This is a genomic window from Planomicrobium okeanokoites (assembly GCF_003428875.1).
In the GTDB taxonomy this organism is placed as follows: domain Bacteria; phylum Bacillota; class Bacilli; order Bacillales_A; family Planococcaceae; genus Planococcus; species Planococcus okeanokoites.
Genome location: NZ_QQRS01000003.1, coordinates 75,065 through 100,724, shown reverse-complemented (window position 1 = coordinate 100,724; position 25,660 = coordinate 75,065). Strand labels below are relative to the sequence as shown.

33 protein-coding genes and 1 pseudogene are annotated in these 25,660 nt (G+C 46.9%); 14 read left to right on the top strand and 20 right to left on the bottom strand.

All coding sequences use genetic code 11. The features are described 5' to 3' along the window. Positions 1 to 13 precede the first annotated feature (13 nt). The 3 genes from D2910_RS08445 to D2910_RS08435 all read right to left on the bottom strand — a co-directional run bounded on the left by D2910_RS08445 (position 14) and on the right by D2910_RS08435 (position 2,270). Complete coding sequence (locus tag D2910_RS08445) at positions 14 to 319, bottom strand: RNA polymerase sigma factor (RefSeq protein WP_117313163.1); 306 nt, start codon at positions 317 to 319, stop codon at positions 14 to 16. Between the two features lie 187 nt (positions 320 to 506). Continuing rightward, positions 507 to 1,163: a DUF4085 family protein gene (locus D2910_RS08440; protein ID WP_117313162.1), complete on the bottom strand. Its 657-nt coding sequence runs from the start codon at positions 1,161 to 1,163 to the stop codon at positions 507 to 509. 192 nt (positions 1,164 to 1,355) lie between these two features. Continuing rightward, on the bottom strand, positions 1,356 to 2,270 hold the full coding sequence (locus tag D2910_RS08435; protein WP_084242904.1) for a TIGR01777 family oxidoreductase: 915 nt from the start codon (positions 2,268 to 2,270) through the stop codon (positions 1,356 to 1,358). A gap of 185 nt (positions 2,271 to 2,455) precedes the next feature. Between D2910_RS08435 and D2910_RS08430 the strand changes: the two genes are divergently transcribed. Beyond that, on the top strand, positions 2,456 to 2,677 hold the full coding sequence (locus D2910_RS08430) for a hypothetical protein (RefSeq protein WP_117313161.1): 222 nt from the start codon (positions 2,456 to 2,458) through the stop codon (positions 2,675 to 2,677). Positions 2,678 to 2,918: 241 nt separating this feature from the next. Continuing rightward, positions 2,919 to 3,656, top strand: a complete 738-nt coding sequence (locus tag D2910_RS08425) for a hypothetical protein (RefSeq protein WP_117313160.1) — start codon at positions 2,919 to 2,921, stop codon at positions 3,654 to 3,656. A gap of 48 nt (positions 3,657 to 3,704) precedes the next feature. Here the strand turns inward: D2910_RS08425 and D2910_RS08420 are convergent, their stop codons facing one another. Next, on the bottom strand, positions 3,705 to 4,250 hold the full coding sequence (locus D2910_RS08420; protein WP_117313159.1) for a 2'-5' RNA ligase family protein: 546 nt from the start codon (positions 4,248 to 4,250) through the stop codon (positions 3,705 to 3,707). A 125-nt stretch (positions 4,251 to 4,375) separates the two neighbouring features. Next, positions 4,376 to 5,203 carry an undecaprenyl-diphosphate phosphatase gene (locus D2910_RS08415; protein WP_117313158.1) on the bottom strand — a complete coding sequence of 276 codons (828 nt, stop codon included), beginning with the start codon at positions 5,201 to 5,203 and terminating at the stop codon, positions 4,376 to 4,378. Positions 5,204 to 5,398: 195 nt separating this feature from the next. On the opposite strand from D2910_RS08415, the gene D2910_RS08410 reads away from it, so the two are divergent. The 3 genes from D2910_RS08410 (at position 5,399) to D2910_RS08400 (ending at position 6,491) form a co-directional block, all read left to right on the top strand. Continuing rightward, on the top strand, positions 5,399 to 5,617 hold the full coding sequence (locus tag D2910_RS08410; RefSeq protein WP_117313157.1) for a hypothetical protein: 219 nt from the start codon (positions 5,399 to 5,401) through the stop codon (positions 5,615 to 5,617). A 104-nt stretch (positions 5,618 to 5,721) separates the two neighbouring features. Next, a complete protein-coding gene (locus tag D2910_RS08405; protein ID WP_084242913.1) occupies positions 5,722 to 6,024 on the top strand; it encodes a TIGR04104 family putative zinc finger protein in 303 nt (100 codons plus the stop codon). A 23-nt stretch (positions 6,025 to 6,047) separates the two neighbouring features. Continuing rightward, entirely contained in the window at positions 6,048 to 6,491 is a 444-nt protein-coding gene (locus D2910_RS08400) for an HIT family protein (RefSeq protein ID WP_117313156.1), read from the top strand. 33 nt (positions 6,492 to 6,524) lie between these two features. On the opposite strand, the gene D2910_RS16865 is transcribed toward D2910_RS08400, so the two are convergent. Both D2910_RS16865 and D2910_RS08395 read right to left on the bottom strand, forming a co-directional pair. Continuing rightward, positions 6,525 to 6,719: a helix-hairpin-helix domain-containing protein gene (locus D2910_RS16865; RefSeq protein WP_165850168.1), complete on the bottom strand. Its 195-nt coding sequence runs from the start codon at positions 6,717 to 6,719 to the stop codon at positions 6,525 to 6,527. Between the two features lie 36 nt (positions 6,720 to 6,755). Further along, positions 6,756 to 7,199 (bottom strand): annotated as a pseudogene (locus tag D2910_RS08395) (DUF4385 domain-containing protein); the annotation flags it as partial. Positions 7,200 to 7,740: 541 nt separating this feature from the next. On the opposite strand from D2910_RS08395, the gene D2910_RS08390 reads away from it, so the two are divergent. Then, on the top strand, positions 7,741 to 8,301 hold the full coding sequence (locus D2910_RS08390) for a maltose acetyltransferase domain-containing protein (protein ID WP_133299088.1): 561 nt from the start codon (positions 7,741 to 7,743) through the stop codon (positions 8,299 to 8,301). Positions 8,302 to 8,639: 338 nt separating this feature from the next. On the opposite strand, the gene D2910_RS08385 is transcribed toward D2910_RS08390, so the two are convergent. Then, positions 8,640 to 9,065, bottom strand: a complete 426-nt coding sequence (locus D2910_RS08385) for a helix-turn-helix domain-containing protein (RefSeq protein ID WP_117313154.1) — start codon at positions 9,063 to 9,065, stop codon at positions 8,640 to 8,642. Positions 9,066 to 9,235: 170 nt separating this feature from the next. Between D2910_RS08385 and D2910_RS08380 the strand changes: the two genes are divergently transcribed. Genes D2910_RS08380 through D2910_RS08370 form a run of 3 tightly spaced genes read left to right on the top strand, consistent with a single transcriptional unit; the run spans position 9,236 to position 10,091 of the window. Next, complete coding sequence (locus tag D2910_RS08380) at positions 9,236 to 9,592, top strand: DUF1801 domain-containing protein (protein ID WP_084242917.1); 357 nt, start codon at positions 9,236 to 9,238, stop codon at positions 9,590 to 9,592. Between the two features lie 12 nt (positions 9,593 to 9,604). Next, positions 9,605 to 9,865 (top strand): hypothetical protein, encoded by a 261-nt coding sequence (locus tag D2910_RS08375; RefSeq protein ID WP_117313153.1) that lies wholly within the window; start codon positions 9,605 to 9,607, stop codon positions 9,863 to 9,865. Between the two features lie 43 nt (positions 9,866 to 9,908). Continuing rightward, the gene (locus tag D2910_RS08370; RefSeq protein WP_117313152.1) at positions 9,909 to 10,091 is read left to right on the top strand and encodes a hypothetical protein; all 183 of its coding nucleotides are present in this window, start codon (positions 9,909 to 9,911) and stop codon (positions 10,089 to 10,091) included. A gap of 148 nt (positions 10,092 to 10,239) precedes the next feature. On the opposite strand, the gene D2910_RS08365 is transcribed toward D2910_RS08370, so the two are convergent. Further along, the gene (locus D2910_RS08365) at positions 10,240 to 10,578 is read right to left on the bottom strand and encodes a YobA family protein (protein ID WP_117313151.1); all 339 of its coding nucleotides are present in this window, start codon (positions 10,576 to 10,578) and stop codon (positions 10,240 to 10,242) included. A 102-nt stretch (positions 10,579 to 10,680) separates the two neighbouring features. Between D2910_RS08365 and D2910_RS08360 the strand changes: the two genes are divergently transcribed. From D2910_RS08360 to D2910_RS08350, 3 genes are all read left to right on the top strand, one after another. Beyond that, positions 10,681 to 10,977 carry a hypothetical protein gene (locus D2910_RS08360; RefSeq protein WP_117313150.1) on the top strand — a complete coding sequence of 99 codons (297 nt, stop codon included), beginning with the start codon at positions 10,681 to 10,683 and terminating at the stop codon, positions 10,975 to 10,977. Positions 10,978 to 11,115: 138 nt separating this feature from the next. Then, positions 11,116 to 11,595: a DUF2975 domain-containing protein gene (locus tag D2910_RS08355; protein WP_117313149.1), complete on the top strand. Its 480-nt coding sequence runs from the start codon at positions 11,116 to 11,118 to the stop codon at positions 11,593 to 11,595. 10 nt (positions 11,596 to 11,605) lie between these two features. Beyond that, positions 11,606 to 11,830 carry a helix-turn-helix domain-containing protein gene (locus D2910_RS08350; RefSeq protein ID WP_117313148.1) on the top strand — a complete coding sequence of 75 codons (225 nt, stop codon included), beginning with the start codon at positions 11,606 to 11,608 and terminating at the stop codon, positions 11,828 to 11,830. A 48-nt stretch (positions 11,831 to 11,878) separates the two neighbouring features. Here D2910_RS08350 and D2910_RS08345 read toward each other — a convergent pair whose 3' ends face one another. The 6 genes from D2910_RS08345 to D2910_RS08320 form a co-directional block, all read right to left on the bottom strand. Further along, the gene (locus D2910_RS08345; RefSeq protein ID WP_117313147.1) at positions 11,879 to 12,637 is read right to left on the bottom strand and encodes a class I SAM-dependent methyltransferase; all 759 of its coding nucleotides are present in this window, start codon (positions 12,635 to 12,637) and stop codon (positions 11,879 to 11,881) included. A 127-nt stretch (positions 12,638 to 12,764) separates the two neighbouring features. Further along, a complete protein-coding gene (locus D2910_RS08340) occupies positions 12,765 to 12,980 on the bottom strand; it encodes a hypothetical protein (protein ID WP_117313146.1) in 216 nt (71 codons plus the stop codon). Positions 12,981 to 13,117: 137 nt separating this feature from the next. Next, positions 13,118 to 13,405, bottom strand: a complete 288-nt coding sequence (locus D2910_RS08335; protein ID WP_084242925.1) for a DUF5316 family protein — start codon at positions 13,403 to 13,405, stop codon at positions 13,118 to 13,120. Positions 13,406 to 13,477: 72 nt separating this feature from the next. After that, the gene (locus tag D2910_RS08330; RefSeq protein ID WP_117313145.1) at positions 13,478 to 14,515 is read right to left on the bottom strand and encodes an ABC transporter permease; all 1,038 of its coding nucleotides are present in this window, start codon (positions 14,513 to 14,515) and stop codon (positions 13,478 to 13,480) included. Continuing rightward, the gene (locus tag D2910_RS08325) at positions 14,512 to 15,234 is read right to left on the bottom strand and encodes an ABC transporter ATP-binding protein (RefSeq protein WP_117313144.1); all 723 of its coding nucleotides are present in this window, start codon (positions 15,232 to 15,234) and stop codon (positions 14,512 to 14,514) included. Before D2910_RS08325 ends, D2910_RS08330 begins: the two co-directional genes overlap by 4 nt. Positions 15,235 to 15,252: 18 nt before the next feature. Next, a complete protein-coding gene (locus tag D2910_RS08320; RefSeq protein ID WP_084242928.1) occupies positions 15,253 to 15,795 on the bottom strand; it encodes a GNAT family N-acetyltransferase in 543 nt (180 codons plus the stop codon). A 245-nt stretch (positions 15,796 to 16,040) separates the two neighbouring features. Between D2910_RS08320 and D2910_RS08315 the strand changes: the two genes are divergently transcribed. After that, a complete protein-coding gene (locus D2910_RS08315; RefSeq protein WP_117313143.1) occupies positions 16,041 to 17,519 on the top strand; it encodes a phytoene desaturase family protein in 1,479 nt (492 codons plus the stop codon). 32 nt (positions 17,520 to 17,551) lie between these two features. On the opposite strand, the gene D2910_RS08310 is transcribed toward D2910_RS08315, so the two are convergent. From D2910_RS08310 to D2910_RS08290, 5 genes are all read right to left on the bottom strand, one after another. After that, positions 17,552 to 17,944, bottom strand: a complete 393-nt coding sequence (locus D2910_RS08310) for a hypothetical protein (RefSeq protein WP_117313142.1) — start codon at positions 17,942 to 17,944, stop codon at positions 17,552 to 17,554. A gap of 777 nt (positions 17,945 to 18,721) precedes the next feature. Next, positions 18,722 to 20,674, bottom strand: coding sequence for a bifunctional 2',3'-cyclic-nucleotide 2'-phosphodiesterase/3'-nucleotidase (locus D2910_RS08305; RefSeq protein ID WP_117313141.1), 1,953 nt, complete (start codon positions 20,672 to 20,674; stop codon positions 18,722 to 18,724). A 1,610-nt stretch (positions 20,675 to 22,284) separates the two neighbouring features. Beyond that, entirely contained in the window at positions 22,285 to 22,992 is a 708-nt protein-coding gene (gene nagB / locus D2910_RS08300) for a glucosamine-6-phosphate deaminase (protein WP_377280314.1), read from the bottom strand. Continuing rightward, on the bottom strand, positions 22,979 to 24,148 hold the full coding sequence (gene nagA, locus D2910_RS08295) for an N-acetylglucosamine-6-phosphate deacetylase (protein ID WP_117313139.1): 1,170 nt from the start codon (positions 24,146 to 24,148) through the stop codon (positions 22,979 to 22,981). Before nagA ends, nagB begins: the two co-directional genes overlap by 14 nt. Before the next feature lie 30 nt (positions 24,149 to 24,178). Beyond that, positions 24,179 to 25,159 (bottom strand): N-acetylglucosamine kinase, encoded by a 981-nt coding sequence (locus D2910_RS08290; protein ID WP_117313138.1) that lies wholly within the window; start codon positions 25,157 to 25,159, stop codon positions 24,179 to 24,181. Between the two features lie 276 nt (positions 25,160 to 25,435). Between D2910_RS08290 and D2910_RS08285 the strand changes: the two genes are divergently transcribed. Beyond that, the gene (locus tag D2910_RS08285) at positions 25,436 to 25,660 is read left to right on the top strand and encodes an SHOCT domain-containing protein (protein ID WP_165850159.1); all 225 of its coding nucleotides are present in this window, start codon (positions 25,436 to 25,438) and stop codon (positions 25,658 to 25,660) included.

Genomic DNA, 25,660 nt, shown 5'->3' with positions numbered 1-25,660 from the left:
AGCTGCGGAATCGTTATCCGCAGCATGCTTGTGGTTCTATTGGCTTTCCGCAAACCGGCTTCGGCCTGGGACGCTCCTTCATCTTGGCGCGGCAGCATTCAATCAACAGTAATGCCAGCCTTTTATCGCCAATGAATTCATGCGGTTTTTGCCATACGTGTTTAAATACCTGTGTGACAAGCTGCTCGCAAATGTGATGATCGGCTTCGGCTTCAGCGACAATTTTCCACAGCAATAAATGATAGCGGTCGTATAATTCTTCGAACGCTTTTTTATCCTGCTTTAATAAAGCTTTGATCAAACGGTCATCTGCTCGCATTTTGTCACCCCTCTATCTCAAACTACCCGCCTAATCTAAGGCTAAACTCCCAGTTGAAATAAAAGGTGTAATTTTTGTAATAATAATTTAAAAAGAATGATATTTTTTGATTTTGTATACTTTATAGGTTCTATCGGCTTATTAAAAGGAATTTATTAACAGATAAACTCAAAAAGAAAAACTGGTTTTATTCCAATTCCTCAATTTGAATGTCTTTGAAAACGATGGTCACTTCCGTCATCGGGGTATCGAACAGCACATGTAACTCAACTTGATCACCGTTCAAATAAATCTCATTATATAACCACCAGGCACCGGTAATGTCTTCAGGAATTATGGCTTCGCTGACCCCGGTGAATTTCACTTTGACATCCTTGAAGTAATGGAAGCCACTGTTGCAATCGATCACGAGGACGAGTTCGCCGTCAGCTGGATGATCCACATTTTTCACGATGCAATCATGCAGGCTTTTTTCCGTCAGCTGAATCGCACCTGGCGGCAAAAATTCCTTGATGGATTCATAATGCCGACTGTAATCATCCAACAGCGCGTCAAAGCGGGTTTCGTAATCCGCTTCCCATCTGTCCGCCATTTCGCGGAGTTCCGGAGTCGGATACGTTGAATTGAGCGTACCGTCATAAATATATGGATGAAAGGAATCAGGCAAAAACTTCAGAAGATCCCTTTTCTTATCTTCGAGGTCACGGCGGTGCACTTCTTGCGGGTCGATGCCTTGCTCCCGGTAGGCGGCCTGGCCTTCTTCCCATTCTTCTTCGGTTTCAGGGAAGGTCAGAAAACCGGACACTTGCATTTCGTCATACCATTCTTTAGTAAAGTATTTCATCGTCTTCCCCCTTATCTCTTCTTTTAAAAGATTATACTCGGTCTTCTGCAAGAAATGAATTTTTATCTTTAAACGTTTGTTCTTTACTCTCTACTAAACTATGTTCCCCAAACTTAACGGATTTCCTCTTTCCATAGGAAATTCTCTCCTATATAAATCAAAAAACTGCCCCGCCATAAAGCGGAACAGCGCCTAATACTGTTCTTGTTCTTGCTTTTGTTCCTGGAGAATTTGCCATAAGGCGCGGTCCAGGCGGTCATAGCTGAAACGGAAACCCGCTCTTTCAAGCCGCTCCGGCACCACCCAGCGGCTTTTCAAAATCAGTTCCGTTTCGGTGCCGATGAATACGGCGCCCATTTCGAGCATCCATTCCGGTGCAGGCAACCCTCTGCGGCGTCCCATCACTTTCCGCATCTGCTCCATCAATTCTTTATTGGTCACCGGATTCGGAGAAGAAGCATTGAAGATACCGCTCAAATCTTTTCGCTGTTTCAGGAATTCGATGATCCGGTAGACATCTTCGATATGAATCCAGCTGAACATCTGCTTGCCTTCGCCTTGCTTGCCGCCAAGGCCGAAGCGCACCATATTGATGTACGGTTCCATCACTCCGCCGTCCGCTCCGAGCACAATGGCAAGGCGCAAGGCGATTTGACGGGTTTTCGGCAGATTGAAACGGAAGAAGACATCTTCCCACGCTTTTCCGACATCCACTGAAAATCCTGTGCCGAGCTCCCCCGTCGCTTCCGTCATCGGCCGGTCTTCCGCGTGGCGGTATATCGTCGCCGTGCTGGAATTGATCCAAAGCTCCGGCGGGTTCTGGCATTTCCCGATCGCCTTGCCCAGCGCTTCAGTCGTCCGCGTCCGGGATTCATAGATTTCCCGCTTGTTTTTTTCGTTATAACGGCAGTTTACCGATTTCCCAGCTAAATTAATGACCATACCCGCATTTTCCAGTGCATCCACCATCGCCGCCTCGTCGTTCCATGAGATCTGCCCCGGCTGCCTCGAAATGATATGTACGATATAGCCCTGATTTGTATATGTGCGTTCCAAATATTGTCCGATAAAACCGGTACCGCCTGCCAGTACAATCTTTTTCAGCATACAAAAAACCCCTCTGCTTTTTTCCTATATCCTTTAGACGTTTGAACTACTGGAAAAGATTCACTTTTTTACGGATTTATCAGATTTCATTAATTTTTTTGGAATTCGGCTGTCACTCCTGCCAAATTATGTTAGCCTTTAGTTATGTTAATAAAACCATCTAATGTCTGACAGGAGTGTCCCTCATGAAAAACAAATTGAACGCGTGGCAAAAATTATTCCTTTTATTCGCCGGAGTCCTGCTGATTTCAAGCGCCGTCTTCCTAACGCAATCCTATTTCAGCTACCAGCAGGTGAAAACCTCTTCGGATCAATGCTATGACCAGGGTGGCTTCCCGAAAGTCGTGAAGTCCGGCTTTGAAGTGAAAGTGTTTGAATGCAATTTCTATAATGAAGCGGACGAATAAAGAATTATTAATCCAAGAATGACAGCAAGACTATTAACCGGCAGCGCCCTTCGAATCAGCAATAGATTTGAAGGGCGTTTGCGCTAACGTGAAACGTTTTCAGCTGGTTGCAGTCTACTGGGTATATAGACGAATCATTTATTGGCTAACCGTGAGAAGGAAGTATCACATGACACTTAAATGACATAAGAACGTCATAGCCATTTCTTAAAAAAGGCGTCCATTCGAGAGGAGTAAAGAGATGAAATTCAAATCATTGCATGCAGTGAGTCTTTTGTTTATTGCATTAACGCTTTCCGCATGCGGCACCGAAGATACTGTCGAAGAAACAATTTATGAGGATGAACCAGTTGACCAGTCTGCAGCCACTCAATACGAAGACGATAAAATGGTCGGCACATCCGGTCCGCCGGATAAGGAACGCAAGATTCTGGGAGTCGGAATTGCAGAATGGGAAAAACGGCATGACGGGCCAGTTACAACTGAAGAAGGAATCGGCTACGATGCCCATTATGACGACGAAACTATCGTAAGAAATGAAGACGGCACCGAAGCTTCTCTTGATGACATCAAATTCGGGCAAAAAGTGCAGATCAACCCGCCAAGAGGAGACAGTTTTGAAGGCTATGCAGAAGAGATTATTTTATTGGATATGACATACGAAGAAAAATACGAACAGCTGCTGGCGTCCAACGATGGAATAAGGATTGTAATCATGTATGAGTACGGGGAAAGATTGCCTAAAGAGATGAAGGATGCCGAACCCCTATTCGAGAAGGCCAATGAAATACTCGAAGAAATCGGGAAACAGGTTGGTGCTTCCTGGCACGAATACGATAAGGATTTCGTGGTGGATTTCAAAGAAGAACTGGAGATTGAAGAGTTTCCGGTAGTCCTCGTCTTTGACGGAAAAGGCATGCTGTTCAAGTCGGATGATGTAGAGGAAATGTTTGATTTTTTGAGGGGGATGAAAAAGTGAAAAAAGAGATGCTGTTTTGAGTAATATACTCACTACAGCATCTCTTTTTTAGTTAGACATCTTTTTTAGAGGCACTTCCAAATACTTTTCATATCTCCGCTGCTCATCCTGCATCCGGTAAATCCGGATCGAATCCACCTGAAAATCCGGATAAGGCGCAAGTTCCTGACTGGCTGCTGCCGCCATTTTCTTCAGTTCTTCCTGCGATACCCCGTGCGACGTCTTGGCTAAAGTCAAATGCGCCACGAACTGGTCCAGTTCAAAATATTGGGCAATCTGTTCCGGGTTGGAGCCGACCGCTTCGACCAAAACGCTGTGCAGTTCGTTGACTTCCGGTGAATCCATGCTCAGATACAAAACGTCTTCGCCGAAAAAGCGCGGTTCCGCGAGTTGGACCCTGAAAGCCGGAAAGTCAGCAGCCGCCGCTTTCACGTTCTCGAGCCAGCCTTCGTCAGCGCTGAGGCCGCCTTGCGCTTTCAGCGTGATATGCGGTTCGACCAAATCATCGATCCGGTTCGCCGGCCATTGTTTCCTGAATTCCTTCAGTTTCTCCAATTCACTTTCAGGCGGCACAATGCCAATAAAATACTGCATGTCGACATACCCCTTTTTTCCATTTTTGTCATTTTACCATAAGGCTCTCTGTTGACACTGAATTTATTCCATAAAAAATAACGGATCAAGAGCAATCTGCCACTCTCGATCCGCTGGCTTTTATTTTAGAAGAAAACGATGACGATCAGGATTGCCGCGAGTACCAGTCGGTAAATGGCGAACGGCATCAATTTGACTTTCGAAATCAGTTTCAGGAAGAAACGGATGGAAATCAAAGCGAAGATGAATGCGCTGACGAAGCCGACGATGTAAAACGACAGGTAATCCATCGACAATGTGTCCCAGTTTTTCAGGACCGACACAAGGCTTGCGCCGAACATGATCGGCACGGCCATGATGAAAGTGAAATCCGCGGCGGTGCGGTGGTTGAGGCCGAACAGTACGCCGCCGGAAATCGTTGCGCCCGAGCGCGAAAAGCCTGGCCAAAGCGACAGACATTGCACCATTCCGACTTTGAATGCCTGTATATAAGTGATTTCATCGAGACTGTTGACAGTTGGCGTCTTCGGCCCGAATTTGTCGGCAGCGATCATCAGGATCGATCCGGCGATCAAGGCATAAATGACGGTTTCGACGCCGAATAAATGGTCATCGATCAGGTCTTTGAAAGCGAAGCCGAGCACGACTGCCGGCAGCATGCCGACGATGACGTGCAATAAGTTGAAGCTGGTATTGGCAGTTTGCCCTTCGATTTTATACAAGCCGACCAGGCTGAACAGCCGCTTCCAGAACACGACTACCACTGCCAGAATCGAGCCTAATTGTATGACGATCTTAAATGTATTTGCCGGGTATTTCCCGAGGAATTCCTGCGATTTCAGCCACATATCATCGACGATGATCAAGTGTCCCGTTGACGATACCGGCGCGAATTCTGTCATGCCTTCCACAAAGCCCAAAATGAGGGCTTTCAGTAAATCCAACCATTCCATGTTTCATCCTGCTTTCTATTGTTATCTCTTCCTATTAAACGCTTCTTTTCGAGGGAGGTTGCGTGCTCCGCTCCTATTTTTCAATTTATATTTCACAAGAGGAATTCCATGAAACTTCCAAGAGTTCCAATCGTATAAATACTATAGCATGATATTAATGAAACCATTAGAAATTTTTTGCAAGGGGTGAGGAAGTTGGCGGAACGGGTTGACATGAGTTTCAAGAATAAAGAAGTGAAGATGTGGTTTATGATTATGCTCCCTGTTTTTATCCTTGGTACCATCGCTTTGTTCACGAGTGAACCCACATCCAGATATCTGCCCTTCTTAATCATGATGATCGGTTTGGCCATCTATTATAGCTGGCGTTTCCGCTACCGTAAAAAAAAGAAGGAATCGGACACTGAAAAGTGATTCTATTCTTCCCCAGCTTTTATTTCCCGGGAAATGTTGTGGAATTTATTGGCTGCATGCTTTAGCATGAAAAGAAATTATTGGATTCGAATGGAGGACTTCAGATGCCACACTGCGAGAATTGCAACAATGAATGGTCATGGGGAACGACTTTGCGTAAATCGTTTACGCTTGGCGAAGGAATGGAATGCCCGGAATGCGGCAAAACGCAATACCTGACCAGGAAATCACGGAAACGAATGGGGATTGCAAACTTTTTCCCGGCACCGCTTTTAATCGGTTCCGCCTGGCTGTTTGACCTGGAAATCGTCTCAGTACTGGCGGTCGCGCTGTTTCTGTTCGCCGTCTTCATGCTGACGTATCCGCAAATGGCTGAATTGACAAACGAAAACGAACCGATGTGGTAATAAACCCGGAAGGAGCACAGGATATGAAAAAGACAGAGGACTGCCTGGGCTGCAAGCTGGCCAATAACGAATTGGAAACGCATGTGGTTTATGAAAACGAATGGATTACGTGCATTCTTGACCACGACCCGTTCAATGAAGGCCATGTGCTGATTTTGCCGAAACAGCATTACAGATTCATCGATGAATTCGATACAGAAACGGCTGTATCGGTGATGAAGGCGGCGCAATTGCTGTCGCGTGCCATCAAAATGGCGTATGCACCGGACGGCATTTCAATCTGCCAGAACGGCGGCACCTTTGACGACTTGACGCATTTCCATATGCACATCGTGCCACGCCATGAAGATCAGGACTTCTCCAGCTTTTATACGGATGATGTTTGGGATAATGAAGCGATCAAAGACAAGTTGCCGGAGACGCGTGAGCGTCTGGCACAGCTTGTCAGTGAAATGACCGCAGTTTAAAACGCCGTTCCTATTGGAGTGGCGTTTTTGTTTTCACTTTTTAAATTCCAGTCCTTTTGAAGCGAGTTCCTGCTTCAATACTTTAATCGCTTTCGGACCGACACCATGCAGCTCCAGGATTTCTTTTTCCGTGGCGTCTTTCAATTGTTCGACCTTCGTGTAACCCGCTCCGATCAGCGCTCTTGTCGCCGGCTTGCCGACTCCTTTTGGAAAATCGTTCTCGCCCATTGATTGATCCGCCTTTTTATTTTTAGATTTTAACTCACCGTATTTATGCTGGTGCTCCCGTTTGCGCCGGTTGTAATCCTCGTCTTCCCGGATTTCATCCCAGCGCTTCTTGAAAATCGCCGCCGACTCGGCTTTCACCGGATCGATTTGGCGCTCTTTGATGGTGCGGTCTTCATTGTATTTGCGGCCGCCCTTATAATTCGTGTAGCGCCGCGCCCGCGTATAGCCCATCTGGATGAATTTCCGCGCCATGTCCATGCCGACAAAATCATCCTGCTTGCGGTATTCCTCGAACATATCCGAAATCTTGTCACACGACTCCTGTGCAATTTCCGGCGTCTTGAATCGCCAATGCGGCAAAATCTCACTCTTGTAAGGCTCGACCAGCAACACGCCCTGCTCCCCTTTGCCGACCCGGTAAAGCTCCGGATTCTTCCGCAGATCCAATTTCTCATAATCCAAATCATAGTCGAATGCCATCCCTATCACTCCTTATGGAACTCATACCCCGTTTTTTGGTGGAAAATGCCTCCGTCTTGAGAGTGGTTTATTTCAATTGTGAGATGAAAATCTCTATAGGTTAATAAAATCTGTTTAAACGATACTGCCTTCTATCCATACGACAACAAAAGTTTTCTATACGGCAATAAAGCTTCTCTATATGCCATCGAACCTTCAGCCAAAGAGCAGCCCCCTTATTGGCCGAAAGACGGGCGGGGCTCTGGCCCCGCCCCAGCAGTCCGCGCGGCGGACTGCGACCATCCTGCTTTTTTACTGAGTGAGTAGTAGTTAAGAGAGTGTTGTGATGTTAAAAAGCTTATGCGACAACAAAAAACGCTTATACGACACTATCCATCATCTATACGACACTAACATCTTGCTATATGGCAGCTCTCATCCGCTGTCTGTTAAATGAATACAATCCTTCTTTAATTAACGGCATTTCCGGGTTTATTGGAGTGACAGCAAAAGAAACTGCTATAATGGCGGTAGCAAGTTTCAGACAAAGGGGCGATGCAGGGTGAAAAGTGAGAAGCAGAAGATGTTGGACGGGGAGATGTATGATCCGAAGGACAATACATTGCAGAATGAGCGGCTGAATGCGCGGCGTTTGAGTCGGTTGTTCAATAAGTCTTCCGAGATGGATGGTACGGATCGGAAGCTGCTGTTGAAGGAATTGATCGGTTCGACGGGTGACAAATTTTTTGTTGAGCCTAATATCCGCTGCGATTATGGCTATAATATCCACATCGGCGAGAATTTCTATGCCAATTTCGATACGTGCCTGCTGGATGTATGTGAAATCCGCTTTGGCGACAATTGCCTCCTTGGCCCGGGTGTCCACATTTATACGGCTGCCCACCCGCTTGATCCGAATGAGCGCAATGCCGGCAAAGAGTTCGGAAAACCTGTAACCATCGGCAATAATGTGTGGATCGGCGGACGCGCCGTCATCAATCCTGGAGTGACAGTCGGCGATAACGCCATCATTGCTTCAGGTGCAGTTGTCGTGAAAGACGTGCCGTCCAATTCGGTGGTCGGCGGGAATCCAGCCCGTGTTATCAAGGAAATAGAAATATAAAAAAAAATGCCACGGCTGAAATATCAGCCGCGGCGTTTTTTGACGAAACCTTCTTAAAACCATTTTTAATGGATGCATTTCGCAAGCGAAATGCGTCTTTTTTTGTTTTTTGTTTTAGGATCTGCTCTAATCAGGGCTTTTCGCTAGCGAAAAGCGTCCTTTCTTATGCTTTTGACCTTTGTGAGATGCTGGTTTGGCTTCCTTATTTCATATATCCGTGTTCAAAAAATTATATCCGCGTTCAGGAGATTATATCCGCGTTCAAAAAATTATATCCGTGTTCAGCAGATTATATCTGCGCTCAAAAAAATATATCCGCGTTCGAGCTTTTTTGGCAGTCAATTCCCTTTTTCCGCCTTCACCTTCGCTAATGTATATAACTCCAACACATCCTGCTTGGTCAACCCCGACGAAATCGACAGCAGCCTCTCCAAATAATCAGCCTTCGTCAGCTCCGGCACTACCGGCTCTTCCGCCAACACTTTATCTCCCGGCCCGACGCCGTTCATGATGTCGTCCCATTCCGCGTCGCTGTAATGCACGATTTCTTCTTTCGGCGTAATCAGCAGCACATCCACCGGCACATCCAGCACGCTGCTCAGCATCACAATCCATTTCGCCGACGGCACCGAGTCACCGTTTTCCCAACTCTTGATGCGGCTGGCCGACGTCCCCAGCTTTTTCCCCAGCGACAGCATCGACAAGCCGTCATGCTCCCTCAGAAACCGCAGGATCTGCCCAAAATTCTTCGCATTGAACTCCATTTCCTCACACCTCTAGTTTTATTTATAAATAAAATGTAACATTATTTAATTTATAAATAAAACTTAATTTCCGATTTTATTCGCATCAACGATTCTGTAAACTATCCCCAATTGGCTCATCATTAACGTTATAATGAGTATAACAATAGACGAATAAGGGGGCGGCAAGGATGCAAAGCAGATTGGATCCGCAAGTGGACGAATGGATCGACGGGCTGGGCGAACCGGTACAGGCAATCGTCAAACGCTTGAGAGGCGTGGTGTTTGAAGCTTATCCGGAAATCGAGGAAGGGATCAAATGGTCAAAACCGAGCTATTCGAAAGAAGGGCTCGTGTGCTATATGCAGACTGCGAAGAGTCACGTGAATTTCGGCTTCTACCGCGGCACCGAACTGGAAGACCGCAACGGATTGCTCGAAGGCGACGGCAAGAAGATGCGCCACGTCCGGATCCGTAAAGCGGACGAAATTGATGAAGAGAAATTGAAGTTTTTGATCTGGGATGCGGTTGATCTTAACAGGAAGTAAGGTGGAGTTATTATGAAGGTTGGTACGCTTCTTTATATGGTGCTGGTCATGATTTTGCTGAGCGTCTTTTTCTTCGGCATTGAACCAAGGCTTGGTGAAAACCGCTGGGCTGCCTACGCCGTTTATATGGCTTTGTTTTTCGGACTGCTTGTCGTCTCTCAAAAACTTGAGGAACACTTCGAATTTCTGCGCAGAAAAATGGACGGCAAACTCGGGGTCCTAATAATCTTCGGCCTTTTAGCAGCACCATTCTTTTTGAGCATGGTCATGTAAGAAATAAATGCTGTTTTGTGTGCAAGTGTTTGGAGGTGAACCCTTGAACCAGCTCAAAGGATTATACATAAGCCTGATTCTCATCATGTTCGTCAACTTAGCGAATTTCAGTTTCTTTGACGGCGATTATTCAGGGATCGCGACGATGTTGACAGTCATTCTTTTCATCATCGCCACCTTGTTTTACATCAATGCCAGCCACCGCATGAAGGATGCGGGGCAATAATAGAATAGAAAGGAATTTCGGTTTCCTCCCCTTCTTTCTGAACAAATTGTAAAGCTCAGTTCACTGAACTGAGCTTTACTTTCCGTCCTATTTTCAATAGCTAATTAATCAATTTCATTAATACTTTCACTAATTAATAATCAAGAAATCAATCACGGACTATTTCTACATAATCTGCTTTTGCTTGTGCCGGAAAGGATTCTGCCACACTTCCGCTTATCCAAACTCTTACTTTCTGTCCTTCTCTGAATCGGAAAAAGTTATACTTGCTGACCCAAATCGCCTCCACGTTCGAAAGGTTCACAACTTCTTTCTGATTCATATTTTCCGCTTGTTCTTCAGATATACCGCTGACAACTAAAAGTCTGTTAATGTCTGCTTCTACTACATAACCTTCTATATAAGGCTCGAATTCAGGAGGATTATCAAAGTAGAAAAAAATAAAGAAAATAAGTACCACGCCAATCAGGATCAACACCTTTTTCATAATATCCTCCCCCTTTTCAAATATGCCTCTACTATGTAAACTCTGTATTCATTTTACCATTAATAATCAACTTATCTTGTTAACTTAAGTGAGGAGAAAACTATGAACAGATTCGCAAAATGGTTTATCACTTCTTTCGTATTGGGACTTGCGGGGTTATTGGCAGTAATTGTTGCTGAACATACCGCAAGATTAGGCGGCGAACTAAATCAAAATATATTGCTGGGTATTTTCATCTCCATTTTCGTCATAAATCTGCTTTCTCTGATCAGTATCGTTCTGGCAAATTCAAAGAGAGCTAAAAGAGAACTTGTTGCATCTGCATTTATTGCGGCTATACCTTTGCTGGCTTTGGTGATGAATGGGTTCCTGTTCACCGTTTATTTTGGCGGGAAATAAAATCTCAGTTCCATGGGCTGAGATTTATTAATTTGTAGGATTATTATATAAACCAATTCATATTCAATAATTATTTATTGATATTCGATAAAATTTATGGTATCTTCAATATAAGAAATTGTGAACGAGGTGCTGAATATGAAACGGGAAACCATCTTTTTGAAAATCGTCATCGTTTTGATGGCGCTGCCGGTACTGGCAATCTGCATATTCGTCGTGCCGCCGCTCAGCTCATTTGTAGCTGAACTCTTGCCGGAATGGGCTTTCCTGCAATGGATCTTCATGATTGCCCTCTATATAACGGCAATCGCCTATTTTATTGCGCTGTACCAGTCGCTTAAGCTGCTGAGCTATATTGACAAGAACATCGCGTTCTCGGAACTGTCGGTCAAGGCGCTGAAAAACATCAAGTATTGCGCGCTGACCATAACGGGAATCTACATTTTATGCTTGCCGCTCATCTTGTATATGGCACAGGTCGATGATGCGCCTGGTCTTGGCGGACTTGGCATGGTCATTACATTCGGTGCCTTTGTCATCGCCGTTTTTGCGGCAGTGCTCCAAAAGCTTTTTGAAAATGCGATTGAAATAAAATCTGAAAACGATTTAACGGTCTGAGGTGACGATAATGGCGATTATTATCAATATTGATGTTATGTTGGCAAAACGGAAAATGAGCGTGACGGAATTGACAGAAAAAGTCGGCATCACGATGGCCAACCTGTCCATCCTGAAAAATGGCAAAGCGAAAGCGATCCGCTTTTCAACTCTCGAGGCCATCTGCAAAGCCCTCGATTGCCAGCCTGGCGACATTCTGGAATACCGGAATGACGAAGAAACGACAGTGAAATAACCCCAAAGATAAGAGCCTGGAGAAATTTCCAGGCTCTTTTTGCTTCCATTATTTCTCCGCAACCGCTTCAAACGTGATACTCTGCTTCGGACTGTCCGGATATTGTCCGTATTGGTAATCAGCGGAAATCACAATATCGCGATAGCCGTGATTTTCAAGTATCGTGCGGAATTCCTCAACACCATACCAGCGCATCGCAAAACGTTCGAGCTCCGTATCCAGCAGCTTGCCGGATTTCCATCGCTCATAGCGGTTATGCGACACGCTGAATTGATTGATGTGATCGATTTCTTTTATCGTCGTTTCAAGCGTGATCACTTCGCCGTCTTCCAGTTCCCACGAACGCAGCGTCGAATTCCCGACTTCATTGTCCGTCGGCAAATAAAGATCCATGATCAGCTTGCCGCCCGGTTTCAAATGCTGATGGAAATTCTTCAGCGCTTTGATCGACGCTTCCCGTTCATGCAGCAGCAGGAAAGTTCCGGCCGGAACAACGATAGCTTCATATTCCGTGCCAAGTGAAAAAGTGAGCATATCCGCTTCAAACAGATTCGGGGTCAACCCCCGCTCCTCACAATTCTTTTTGCACATCTCCAGCATTTCCGGTGAACTGTCGAATCCGTCCACGCTCAGATTATTCTCAAGCAAAGGCACGAGCATGCGCCCGGTACCGGTTGCCGGTTCAAGAATGCGCCCGGTGATGCCGGCGAGCCGGTCCAGATAGAATTCCACATCGCCGAACGATGTCCCTATCGGTTTATCGACTCCATAGACTTCCGTTGATAGCTTGCTGTAATATCCCAACATCGGATGCCCTCCTTCGCTTCTAAAAAAATTTGTTCCCAAAGTATTCCCCTTTTTCTGAAAATGGAAACCTTGTGGTGTTCTCGGTTGTTTTCGCAAATGAAATATAACCTATAATAGAAATCAAAATCTAACCAAGATTTTTCTTCTCTTTATCCTTATCTTTATTTTTATGCTTATCCCAATCGTAGGGCACTTCCACCCATTCCTTGAACGCGATAACTCCCAAAGCTATGCCGCCGTATATCAGAATATTTTCCAAAACCATTCCTTCACCATTTCTTATATCTTTCATGATGAATCCCAGAACCATAAGTGCGGCAACTATCAGAATCTTCTTTAGCACATCGCGCCTCCTCAATCCTTTTCCAAATTATCTCATATACTCAGATTTAATTCGCCGTAATGTTTTAAAAAACCTTTATGCAAATAAAAAATAACCTCCGAGCCCATTTGGCTCGAAGGTCATTTCGGTAAGTCATATCAGAAAATCCACAAAGCTGCGAGGGCAGCCAATAGATTCGGCAATGCGAATAGAAACGCGTTTCTCATTCTTGCGTTGCGTCTTGCGCTTTCCTTGCGGCGTTCAGAGCTGGTCATGCGCTCCATGCCGCTGTTCCCTTTAAGTACACCTGAAAACAGCAATGCCCACAGGACACCGACGATTCCAAGGATTCCCGCGATCAGGAATGCCAGGTTCCAGTCTTCCAGAAAATAGCCGAGCAACAAGCTGATGGCCGCCGTGACAATTCCGATTCCTAAAAATTTCATTCTGTCTTCCTCCATGCTGTAATTTATTGTTTCTCTATTATTCATGATAAACGGGGACAGGGCTAAAATAAACTATAATTTTCTATATCTCTTCAGCGCCAGGATATTCAAGACGATGAATAATAACGCGAAAAGACCCAATACCAGCAGATCTTCCCATACATCGATGAGCCCTTCCCCTCTATACATCACGGCTTTCAGCGCGTCAGCCCCGTAATAGAGCGGCATGATGCGGCCCAGATTCTGCAGCCAGTCCGCCATGCCGTCGAGCGGAAAAAGGCCGGAGAAAAAGATCTGCGGCACAATGACCAGCGGGATGAACTGGACCATCTGGAATTCAGATCCCGCAAACGTGGACAATAAAATTCCGAGCGACAGCGCCACAAGCGCAAGCATCAAATTGATGACGATGACATGCCAAATTTCACCTTCCATCACCATATCAAGAATCCAGATGGCAAAGAAAACGACGATCGTCGTCTGTATTACCGCGAATATGCCGAAGCCCGTCAAATATGCCGCAACGATTTCCCAGCGTTTGACGGGTGTTGCCAATACCCGTTCCAAAGTGCCGGAAACGCGCTCCTTCAATAAGCCGATTCCTGAAATGAGAAAAACGAAAAAGAAGACGAAGAAGCCGACCAGAATCGGTCCGATCATATCAAAAAATTCCGTGTCTTCATTGCCATAAATATAATCGGTTTCGAGTGCAGGGCTGGAAGTGTTTTGTTCCGCAGATCCTTGCCCCTGCAGCGCCAGAATCTGGCTGATCTGTGCCAACAGCGCTTTCGCTTTCGCCGGATCATCGTTCTCCAGCGTCAACATCGCGCCATCAGCTTCTATTTCAAGCAAGCCGTCCAGCCTATTTTCCAATACTGTGCCGTTGTCAGCCGACTCAAAATCCTCCACTTGAATCCCTTGCGTTTCCAGGGTTTCAATGAGCATGTCATTTCCGCCCACTACACCCAATTTCATTTCTTCCTCATTGCTGTCGAAAATCAGGTACATCAATGTCAGGACCAGCAACGGCGCCAGAAACAGCAGCGCCAATGTCCGTTTGTCCCGGAACATCTGCAGCATGATGCGTTTCACGAGAGCTGTAATTCTCATTTCGCTCCCCTCCCCGCTGCCAGAAAGACGCCTTCCAGATCAGACGCGCCGAATTTCGCTTTCAACTCTTCAGGCGAGCCGCTCGCTAAAATTCCGCCATCACGGACCAGCGCAATCATCTCGCATTTCGCCGCTTCGTCCATGACATGAGTCGTCAGTACGATCGTTTTGCCCTGGGCCATCAATTCGAGCAGCTCCTGCCAAACGGACTGCCGCAATTCGGGATCGATGCCGACCGTCGGCTCATCCAGGATCAGCAGCTTCGGATCATGGACCAATGCAATCGCAAGCGACAGCCGCCGCTTCATGCCGCCGGAATAGGCGGCGACTTTCTTATTCAAAGAAGTTTCCAGATCCACTATTTTTGCCACGTAGTCAATCCGTTCTTTCAGCCTGCTTCCTTTCAAGTTGAATAGCGATGCAAAAAACGCCAGGTTCTCTTTGCCGGTCAATTCAAGATACAAGGCATCCGACTGCGCCATATAACCGATATCCTGCAGCAGACCCAAATCCGGCACCCGTTTGTCCATAACTGTCACTGTCCCTGAATCCGGTGAATCAATGCCGACGATCATCTTGACGAGCGTCGTCTTGCCGGAGCCGGACGGACCGATCAACCCATAGATCTGCCCTTCAGCCACCGTCAACTCGATGTCCTTCAACACGCGCTGCTTTCCGAAACTCTTGCTCAAACCTTTGACCCGGATCATGTGATTCATGTCAGCACCCCGCTCGTTTTACTTTTTCCACTCTGATGCAAGCATTCCGTAAACAATGTGATCGACAAAATGGTCATACAGCCATTCCACCTGGCGCAGCGTCCCTTCTTCCGTATAACCGAGACGTTCCGGAATTCCGCGGCTTTTCAGATTTCCTGTCGCCACACGGATTTCCGTACGGTTCATGCCCAGATGCCCAAACGAAATGTCCGTCAGCGCTTCCGCCACCCGCGTCATAATCCCGTGCCCCTGGTAATCCTGCCCCAGCCAATAACCGATCTTCGCCGTCTTATTCGCCCACGCCAGTTCATTGAACCCAGCCAAACCGACAATTTCCCCTTTATAGACAATTCCCGTATTCAAGGTTTTATTTTCAGCGTAATTCTGTCGGCTCATGCGAATAAAATCGCGCGAATCCTCTACTTTTTTCGTGTAATCCAGCCACGGCAGCCATTCCTTCAAATAAGCGCGTGAACCGTCCGTCAGCTCAAACACACGCTCTGCATCTTTGTCTTCCAATAATTTCAGCGATAACTCTTCATCAATCCGGTATGTAAACATCTTCAATCCCTCCATTTATTGTATTCAGCGTAGCACAACCGGACAGCTGTGAGAATATGGAATATTATGCATCTTTGCAATCCACAGATTTTCTCGCCGCCAGTAATTATGGTACTTTAATAAATACGTTAAGCTTCGCAATTTTTGCCTGGCTATTCCGAAATCCGCATCTTTTCCATATTCAAAAAATTTCATTTCAAATAAATTCGATTGTGTATCAATAAAATTCCCAAGGAGGGGTGGACATGCCGAAAAACATCTTAGTTATAGGCGCCGGCATCGGCGGATTGACCGCTGGTGCGCTGCTGGCAAAAAACGGGGAACGCGTCACACTTCTCGAAGCATCTTCGGAACTGGGCGGATGCGCAGGGAAATTCAAACGGCATCAATTCCTCTACCCTGCCGGTGCCACGCTCGGCATGGGTCTGGAGAGCGGCGGCATCCATGAACGGATTTTCCGGTTCCTCGGGAAGCCGTTTCCGCTCGAACCATTGGAAACGGTAATGGAAATGATCCACCCTGATCATAAATTTGTATTCATCAAAGACCGGGACCAGCATGTCGATCAAATCGTCAGCCACTTCCCCGCCTACGAGTCGAAGATCCGCTCCTTTTACAAAGAAATCTACGAGACCGCTTCAATCGTCCGCACATTGATGGGCCCGCTTCCTGCACTGCCACCGGCAACAGCGAAGGAATGGGCAGCCTTGACTGGCGCCATCCGCCCGGTCCATGTGAAACTTCTTCAGCATTTCAATAAGACGCTCGGCAACCGTCTGAAACACCACGGCCTTGAACAGCTCTCCGCGTTCCGCCATATGCTGGACGGTCTCCTGATCGACAGCATGCAGACCGGCTCCGAAGATGTGTCATATTTGCTGGCTGCCGTAGCGCTCGATATCTATCATGAAGGTGCATATTACGTACCCGGCGGACTGTACCGCTTTGCCGAGCTCATGGGCGACAGCATAACAGAGAACGGCGGCGTGCTGAAAAAGCGCCGCACCGTCACCCAATTGGCGCAAACCGATAAGGGCTGGCAGGCAACCGATCACCGTGGCAATCAATATCAAGCCGATGCAGTCATCGTCAATGCCCCGCTCCACCTGCTGCCTGGCATGCTGACACCTGAACTTGCAAGCAAGTTGAAAAAGCCCCTGCTCGAGGGTGCAACAAGTGAAACATGGACCACCATGACTCTCTATATTGCGATCGATTCCAGTAAACTGACTCAGCCACTGCCTCCTTTCCGGCAGATTTCAACAGGAGCCGGCATGGCTGAAGGTGCCCACTTTTTCATGTCCGCCTCTCTTCCGGGCGACACTTTACGCGCGCCTGACGGCTATCAGACCGTGACAATTTCCACCCATTCCAAAGCCGGCTTTTGGGATACGCAGGAAAAATATGAAGCCACCAGAGAAATCCTAACTGAGCGCTTGCTCCAGGCAATCGAACAGCAAATTCCCGGTTTCCGCGAATCAATTGTGCATCTTGAAACAGGCGCGCCAAAAGCATGGGAGCGTTACACCGGCAGACCGAACGGCTTCGTCGGCGGCTTCCCCCAAACCTTGGACTCCGCCCTGTTCAATTCCATCTCGCATCATTCCGGCATTCCCAACCTCTACGTCTGCGGCGACCACGTCTTCCCAGGCGGCGGCACAATCGGCGCAGCCACAAGCGGCATCCACGCCGCCCGCTCCATTGCTTTGAAGCGGTTGGTCTAGAAGCAGACGCAAGAACCGTTAGATAAAAATTCTCAAACATAAAATAGAATCGCGAAATCGTAAGATAGAACTTCAAAAACGTAAGATAAAAATCCCAAACCGTAAGATAAAAAACAAAAACCATAAGACAACAGAGCAAGAACTGTTGTGATCGGGCGGCGCGCCGCCCCAGGCAGCTGGCGTGCGCCAGCTGTTTCAATACCAATTTTGTCCTCTTTGAGAAAAGAGGTAATTTTATTTAATGTTCGATAAGAAACACAAACCGTAAGATAGCATGATGAAATCGTAAGATAAAAGCGTAAAAACGTAAGATAGAACTTCAAAAACATAAGATTAAAAACAAAAACCATAAGACAATAGTGCAAGAACTGCTTTGATCGGCCGGCGCGCCGCCCCAGACAGCTGGCGTGCGCCAGCTGTTTCAAAACCGATTTTGACCTCTTTGAGAAAAGTGGTAATTTTATTTAATGTTCGATAAGAAACACAAACCGTAAGATAGCATGATGAAATCGTAAGATAGAAACACAAAAACGTAAGATAGAACTTCAAAAACGTAAGATAAAAAACAAAGACTATAAGTCACCCGACCAAGAACTGCTTTGATCGGGTGGCGCGCCGCCCCAGACAGCTGGCGTGCGCCAGCTGTTTCAAACCAATCTCTTGTAGCTTCTTATTTGGCGACATTTTTGATGGAAATGAACTAAAATCGGCTATCCGTCACTAAAACCGATTTATACGACAATAAAGCGACTCTATACGACACCAAAACCAATCTATACGACATCTCCCTCAAGCTATACGCCCCCATTCAATAGAAGGACCCGCAGAAATAAACTCGAAACAACACACTTCCAGAATCCTCTCCTCTTCAACTCTCCTGCTCCCAACCCCATCCCAAGCAAAGGCGCGGCATTGGAGTGGCCGAAGCAACAAGACTGGCATCACTCCAGCCAGGCTTGTTGCGGGAGGCTTCTCCAGAGCGCCAAAGCGGCTACGAACTCCCTCTTACTTTAATGTCCATTTATTATATATGAGGCAAAACCAGCTATCCGTCACCGTTATCAAGTTATACGACATCAAAACGATTCTATACGACATCAAAATAGATTTATACGATAGCTTACATGCCAAAGCGAATATCACCAAAAACCCAGCAAAAAACCCACCCGCTCCCGCGGATGGGCCACTTACTCAAAATTTTATTAGTCGATCGCAATGCCATACTTGGCAAAACCATTCACAGTCGGCGCAATATACGTGATGCCGCTGTCTGCCGGAATTTTGTCCTGAGCATTGTTGGATGTCTCGAAGACGATTGACTGCTCGCCAGCAACCGGCGCGAATGTCCAGTTGTTGTCTGCAGAAGGATCGATGGTGCCGAGTCCTTCCAAATAATCAATGACTACTTGGCGGTTCTCATAAGCATAGTCAATCACTTCCGTTGCGTTGACAACACCCGGGAAGCTGCCGCTTGCGCGGTAATTATTCGTCACTACCAGGAATTCCTGGCTCGGATCGATCGGCTCGCCTGCATAAGAAAGGTTCTTGATGCGGTTTGCGCCTTCATTGATTACATTGCCGGCCAGGTCATATTTCGCCGGCTCCGTAACATCGATTTCATACGTGACGCCGTCGATGACATCGAAGTTGTACGTACGGAAATCGTTATTGATCAATTGCTGCTCACCCACAGCGTTCGGATCGATCTGATTGAATTGGCCAGCTGACATTTCCAGCCATTCCTGCACATCTGCACCCGTCATTTTCAATGCGAATGTCGTGTTGTCGAAAACGTACAAGTCAGCGACGTTTTTAATCGCAATCTGTCCGGCTTCGATATTGGTGTAATAATCGCCGCCATTCCGCCCGCCTGCTTTGAACGGTGCCGCAGCTGAAAGAATCGGCAAGTCCTCGTTCGCCGTGCCTGCTACCTGCTGCTCCACATACCAAGTCTGAGCGTTATTGACCAATTGAATGGATGGATCGTCATTCACCAAAGCAAAATAACTATTGATCGGCGCTGTCGTTTCAGCAACCGGTGTGTTAACGTATTCAATCGTGCCTTCGTGCGCTTCCTTGACCGCTTCCACTACCTCTTCAGCAACTTCTCCAGTCGTTGAATCGATTTCGCGCAGTTCCGCTTTCTCGGAAGTTACCACCCAGCGCTTTCCGTTGCCGCGCGGGCTCAACGTCAAATCAATGACACCCAGATGGCTGCCGAAATTGCCGGCCATGACAACCGGTGTGCCGTTGATAGTGCCTTTTTCCTGATCGACATTCGGCAAATCACCGTATGCACCAGGGAAGACATCGTGGTCGTGGCCCGTGATGATGGCATCAACACCTTCGACTTGTGAAATCTGGTACGTTACATCTTCTTCACCGATTTCATGAGTTGCATCGCCAATTCCTGAATGCGAAAGAACGACAATGACGTCAGCCCCTTCCGCTTTCATTTCCGGAATGAATTTCTCAACTGACTGCACAGCGTCTTCGGCAATGACTTTGCCTTCAAGATGCGTACGGTCCCATTGCATGATTTTCGGTGCAACAACACCGATGACGCCTACTTGCAGCGTACGTGTTCTGCCCATCTCATCAACGACTTCCTTGTCGATTACTGTGTAAGGCTGGTATTTATTCTCTCCCGTTGCCGCATCCAGCACGTTTGCGTTAAGCACCGGGAACGGAGCATCATCCAATGCCTCGTCCAAATAATCCAACCCGAAGTTGAACTCGTGGTTCCCGAGCGTCGACGCATCGAATTCAAGGGATTCGAGTGCCGCATATGCCGGGTGCAATTCGCCTTCCTCAAGCGGATCCACCGACACTTTATACGCGCCGAACGGCGTTCCTTGGATCAAATCTCCGTTGTCCAATAAAAGATTATTCGGGTTTTCCGCGCGGGCTTCTTCTATTAACACACCCGTTTTCGCTAGGCCCAATTCGTTGGACACTTTATCCTGGTAATAATCGTAATTCATGAAGTTCGTATGCAAATCCGTCGTGCCCATTATGCGAAGCGATACATCGATCGGCTTCAATTTATTGCCCTTATCAGGTTTTGCCGCGTCCGCGGCTCCTCCGGTAAACAAACCGCTTAAAGCTAATACCAGTGCCGCCAGCACCATCGCCAATCTTCTATACATTGACATTCTTCCAGCTCCTTCTGCTTAGTTTGCGAATCAATTTAATTATACTAAACAGGCGGCTTTTGATAATCATTATTTGATAATTTAATAAATTTTACCTATTTGTAACAATCATTTTGAAGCCTTTTTCAGGAATAAAACTTGAGTGGAATTGAGTTTGGGGAGGCAACTAGGGCAATGGTCGGCTTTGAAAGTCTGACCAGAGGGATAGAAGAGGCGCTTTTTATAGATATCTGATGGGCCTTCAGCAGTTTCAAGGTTTTATAATTCGTGGAATTGGACATAAATACTGATTGTTGGATACGAAACGCGAAGCGTAAAATAAAAAAGTGAAATCATAAGATAAAAGTTCAAAACTGTAAGATAAATAACAAAAACCGCAAATCAAAAGAAAAAGAGCTGATTTCATCGGGCGGCTCGCCGCCCCAGGCAGCTGGCGTGCGCCAGCTGTTTCAAACCAAGCCCTCCCAGCTTCTTGTAAAGCGTCTTTTGGGCGAAATATGAGTTAAACTCGGCTATCCGTCACTAAAAACAATTTATACGACACCAAATCGATTCTATACGACAACAAGATCCTTCTATATAACATAGCTCTAACGCTATACGACCCTATTCAATAGAAGGTCCGTAGAAATGAACTAAAGACAACAAACTTCCAGAACCGTTCCTTCTTCCATCTTTTTTCCTCTTAACCCCTACTCCGAGCAAAGGCGCAGCTATGGAGTAGCCGAAGCAACAAGACTGGCATCACTCCAGCCAGGCTTGTTGCGGGAGGCATCTCCGAAGCGCCGAAGCGGCTCTTTAAACTCATTTTTATTCGCATAAGCTAAAATTAGCTATCCGACACTAAAAAAGTTTTATACGACACCAAAACGATTCTATACGACAACAAGATCCTTCTATATGGCATAGCTCTAACGCTATAAGTCCCCATTCAATAGAAGGTACAGAAGAAATAAATCTTAATCAACAAACCTCCAGAACCGCTCCTTCTTCCAACTTTCTTCCTCTTAACCCCCACCCCAAGCAAAGGCGCGGCTATGGAGTAGCCGAAGCAACAAGACTGGCATCACTCCAGCCAGGCTTGTTGCGGGAGGCATCTCCGGAGCGCCGAAGCGGCTGCAACTTTACACTCTTCTTTATTCGTATGAGCTAAAATCGGCTATCCGTCACTAAAAACAATTTATACGACACCAAAACGGTTCTATACGACAACAAGATTCCTCTATATGGCATAGCTCTAACGCTATACGACCCTATTCAATAGAAGGTCCGTAGAAATGAACTAAAGACAACAAACTTCCAGAACCGTTCCTTCTTCCATCTTTTTTCCTCTTAACCCCTACTCCGAGCAAAGGCGCAGCTATGGAGTAGCCGAAGCAACAAGACTGGCATCACTCCAGCCAGGCTTGTTGCGGAAGGCATCTCCGGAGCGCCGAAGCGGCCGCAACTTTACACTCTTCTTTATTCGTATGAGCTAAACTCGGCTATCCGTCACTAAAAACAATTTATACGACACTAAAACGATTCTATACGACATCATAATCCATTTATACGACAACTCCATCACACTCTCCGTTAACCTGCTTCAACGCCAACCAAAATCATCTCTATTATTTGCCGTATATCACGGTGACATGCGGATGTTTGTGCAGGACGCTGGCCGGAAACTCTTCCGTTACGGCACCGCTCTTCAGGCGCTCTACCGCATCCGTTTTATTGGCTCCGAAAGCCAGCAGCACAATTTTACGGGCGGACATGATCGTTTCAATGCCCATCGTGATCGCTTTTGCAGGAATACCTTCTTCTTTTTCGAAGTATCTCGCATTCGATTTCCGGGTCGCTTCCGTCAATTCGATAACCTGTGTCCGCGAATCAAACCGGGAACCGGGTTCATTGAATCCGATATGGCCGTTGACTCCGATTCCGAGCAATTGCAGATCGATGCCGCCGCTTGCTTCAATCAGCTTTTCATAACGCACACATTCAGCCGCCAGATCCTCGGCCAAACCATTCGGCAGGTGGTGGCGCGTTTCCGGCAGATCGATTTGACGAAATAAATTCCTGCACATGAATTCGTGGTAGCTGGTAGCATCCCCTGGGCCTTTGCCAACGTATTCGTCGAGATTGAAAGTCGTAGCACGGGCAAAAGATATTTCCTCTGCCTGGCAGCGCCGCACCATCTCCTTATAAAATCCAAGTGGACTGCCGCCAGTTGCGAGGCCCAGCACACTGTCCGGTTTCTTCGCTAATTGCTCCGTGAAAATGTCTGCTGCGATTTCACTCATCTGTTCGTAGCTGCTGACTTTAATCCAATCGATCATGAGCGAAACACATCCTTCCTCCGCAAAAGGTGTTTCGGACACTGAAATCATCTGTGACCAGCACGATATCAGCATCCTTCCCCGGATCCAGGCTGCCTTTCCGGTTGTAAACTCCAAGCCGGCGTGCCGCATTTTCAGACGACAGCTTAATGGCATCACTCCATGAAATTCCTGCGGCCTCACGTAACTGCCGCAGCCCTTCATTCATCTTCAGTACACTGCCGGCAAGCCTACCGTCACTGAGCACCGCTTCCTTGCCCGATACTGTCACATCCTGGTCGCCGAGCGTGTAGGAACCGTCCGGCAATCCCTTGGCGCGCATCGAGTCGGTGATAAGCAATAACCGATCCGGCCCGATCACCTTCACGATCAGTTTCAGCATATCCCGGGACAGATGTATGCCATCCGCGATGATTTCGCAGAATAATTCTCCATTCAGCATGCCCGCTCCAACCACTCCGATCTCCCGGTGGTGCAAGCCGCGCATGGCGTTGCCGTAATGTGTCAAATGCGACAAGCCAGCTGATTGTGCATGGCTGACTGTTTCATAATCCGCCGTTGTATGGCCGGCTGACACGATGACACCGCGTTCAGCCAATTCCCGGATGACTTGAAAATCGGCATCCTGTTCCGGTGCCATCGTGATGATTTTCAAATTTTCAAGGGCGTCACCGAACCATCCGTACAATTTCTCCATTGAAGGTTCGCAGATATAGGCGGAGGGTTGGGCCCCTGCCTGATCCGGATGGATGAATGGACCTTCCAAATGGAAGCCGAGCATCTCTGCTCCTTGTTCTGCATTTTCCATGAAATGCCGGCCAAGCCGAACCGCATTTGCAATTCGGTCGGGCGATTGCGTCAAGGTTGTCGCCAAAAAGGACGTTGTGCCTTCAGCAGGCAAAGCACCTGCAATCTTAGCAGTCGCTGAACGGTCATCATCCATGAAATCCGCTCCACCAGCCCCGTGGATATGTATATCAATAAATCCGGGCAGCGCAATTGAACCGCCGCCATCAAAACAATCGCCTTCCCAATCAGTCATCGGTTCTGTTGAGGCTGCAGCAATTTTGCCGTTTTCAATAAGAATCGTGCCTTCTGCCAATTCGCCTTCCGGCTGGACGAGCTGTATATTTTTTATCAGCATGCGAGTCATCAGGACACCTTCTTTTTAAAATTTATACGATCATTTTTTCTGCAACTGGCGATTTATCCGCTCTGTAATTTTTATGTCGATGCCCTTGAAACCCATTGCCATAAGTCCGCCGACAACCGCGCCGCTGACAGGTGCTGCCTGAGCTTGCCGCCATACAATATTCGGAAGCTTTTTCTTGCTTAACTTCCTCAAACAAGCAAGAAGCTGCAGAGAATTGGCAAATACGCCGCCTGACAGGACAACAAGTGTCTGGTGATCTGCGGTGAATAATTTGTTGTGGCAGGCTTCGATGCATCCCATTATTTCTGCACACGCCTGGCGGATGATTTCTATTGCTACTCGATCACCGCTTTCTGCCGCAGTGATTATCAGGGAAGCCAACGGTGCTATTACCGAGCGCGGATGTGAAGGCCCATGGACTTTGTCGACCAGATTCTTCACGTCATTTACATTGAAGTGCTTGATGATTTCCTTCGTCAATACAGTCTCCGGTCCTCGTCCGTCGTAATTTCTAAAGACAGCGCGCAAAGCTTCATTGCCTAAATGATAAGCACTGCCCGCCTCATCGAATAAATATCCCCAGCCACCGGAACGGGCTGTTTCATTTTCAGAGTTTATTCCAAACGAAATGGATCCTGTCCCCGCAATTTGCACAATTCCTGGCTTACCGAGCGTCTCGGAATAAAGGACATTATACGCATCGTTCTTTACGATGATTACTGCCTGATCCGGCAGGAACTTCTTCAATAATTTTTCAAATTCAGCATCGCGCAGGCTGCTGTCCCCAGCTCCCGACATGCCTGCAAAACAGACTGCCAGTTCTGAGAAAATAACAGGATCCTGTTTTTCCAGGTCCTCCACTAAACCTTTCAGCACTTCTTCAAACTCACTTTGCCCCAAATTATTCGGGTTGCTTGGACCTGTGTGTGATTCCATATAGACTTTACCGTTTTCGTCAGCCACGACTCCCGTAGTTTTCGTGCCTCCTCCATCTATGCCCAACACATACATAACTATGCCTCACTTCCTGCTGCTCATTAAAATCAAGATGCTTTATTCATGTCTCATGCTTGCTACTTCCTATAGTACAATACATCTTTTAAATGCTTAACTAATGTTTCCCCTGTATCTGATTTCGAGAAACTTTCACTACCTGGTTCATTACAAAATAAAAAATTTTATTTCTTAATATTCTGACTAAAGTAGGGTAGACTATGAATAAAGAGCTGATTATTTAATAAATAATAGATGGAATGCCGCCCTAAAAATTATAAAGGAGTGATTGGAATGGATATGTACACCACAGTCCTCGTTATAGTAGTGGCGCTTGCTGCCATTGCCGTTGCATTCTTCGCGGCTAAAAAAGCCCGAAAGACAAAAGGTGTGGATTCTGGCGTGCCGACGACAGAGGAAGCGCAACTGGAAGACCGCTTTGCACGTGGAGAAATAACGGAATCGGAATATCACAGACGATTGAGGGAAATAGAAGAGAGACAGAATAAAAATGTCTAA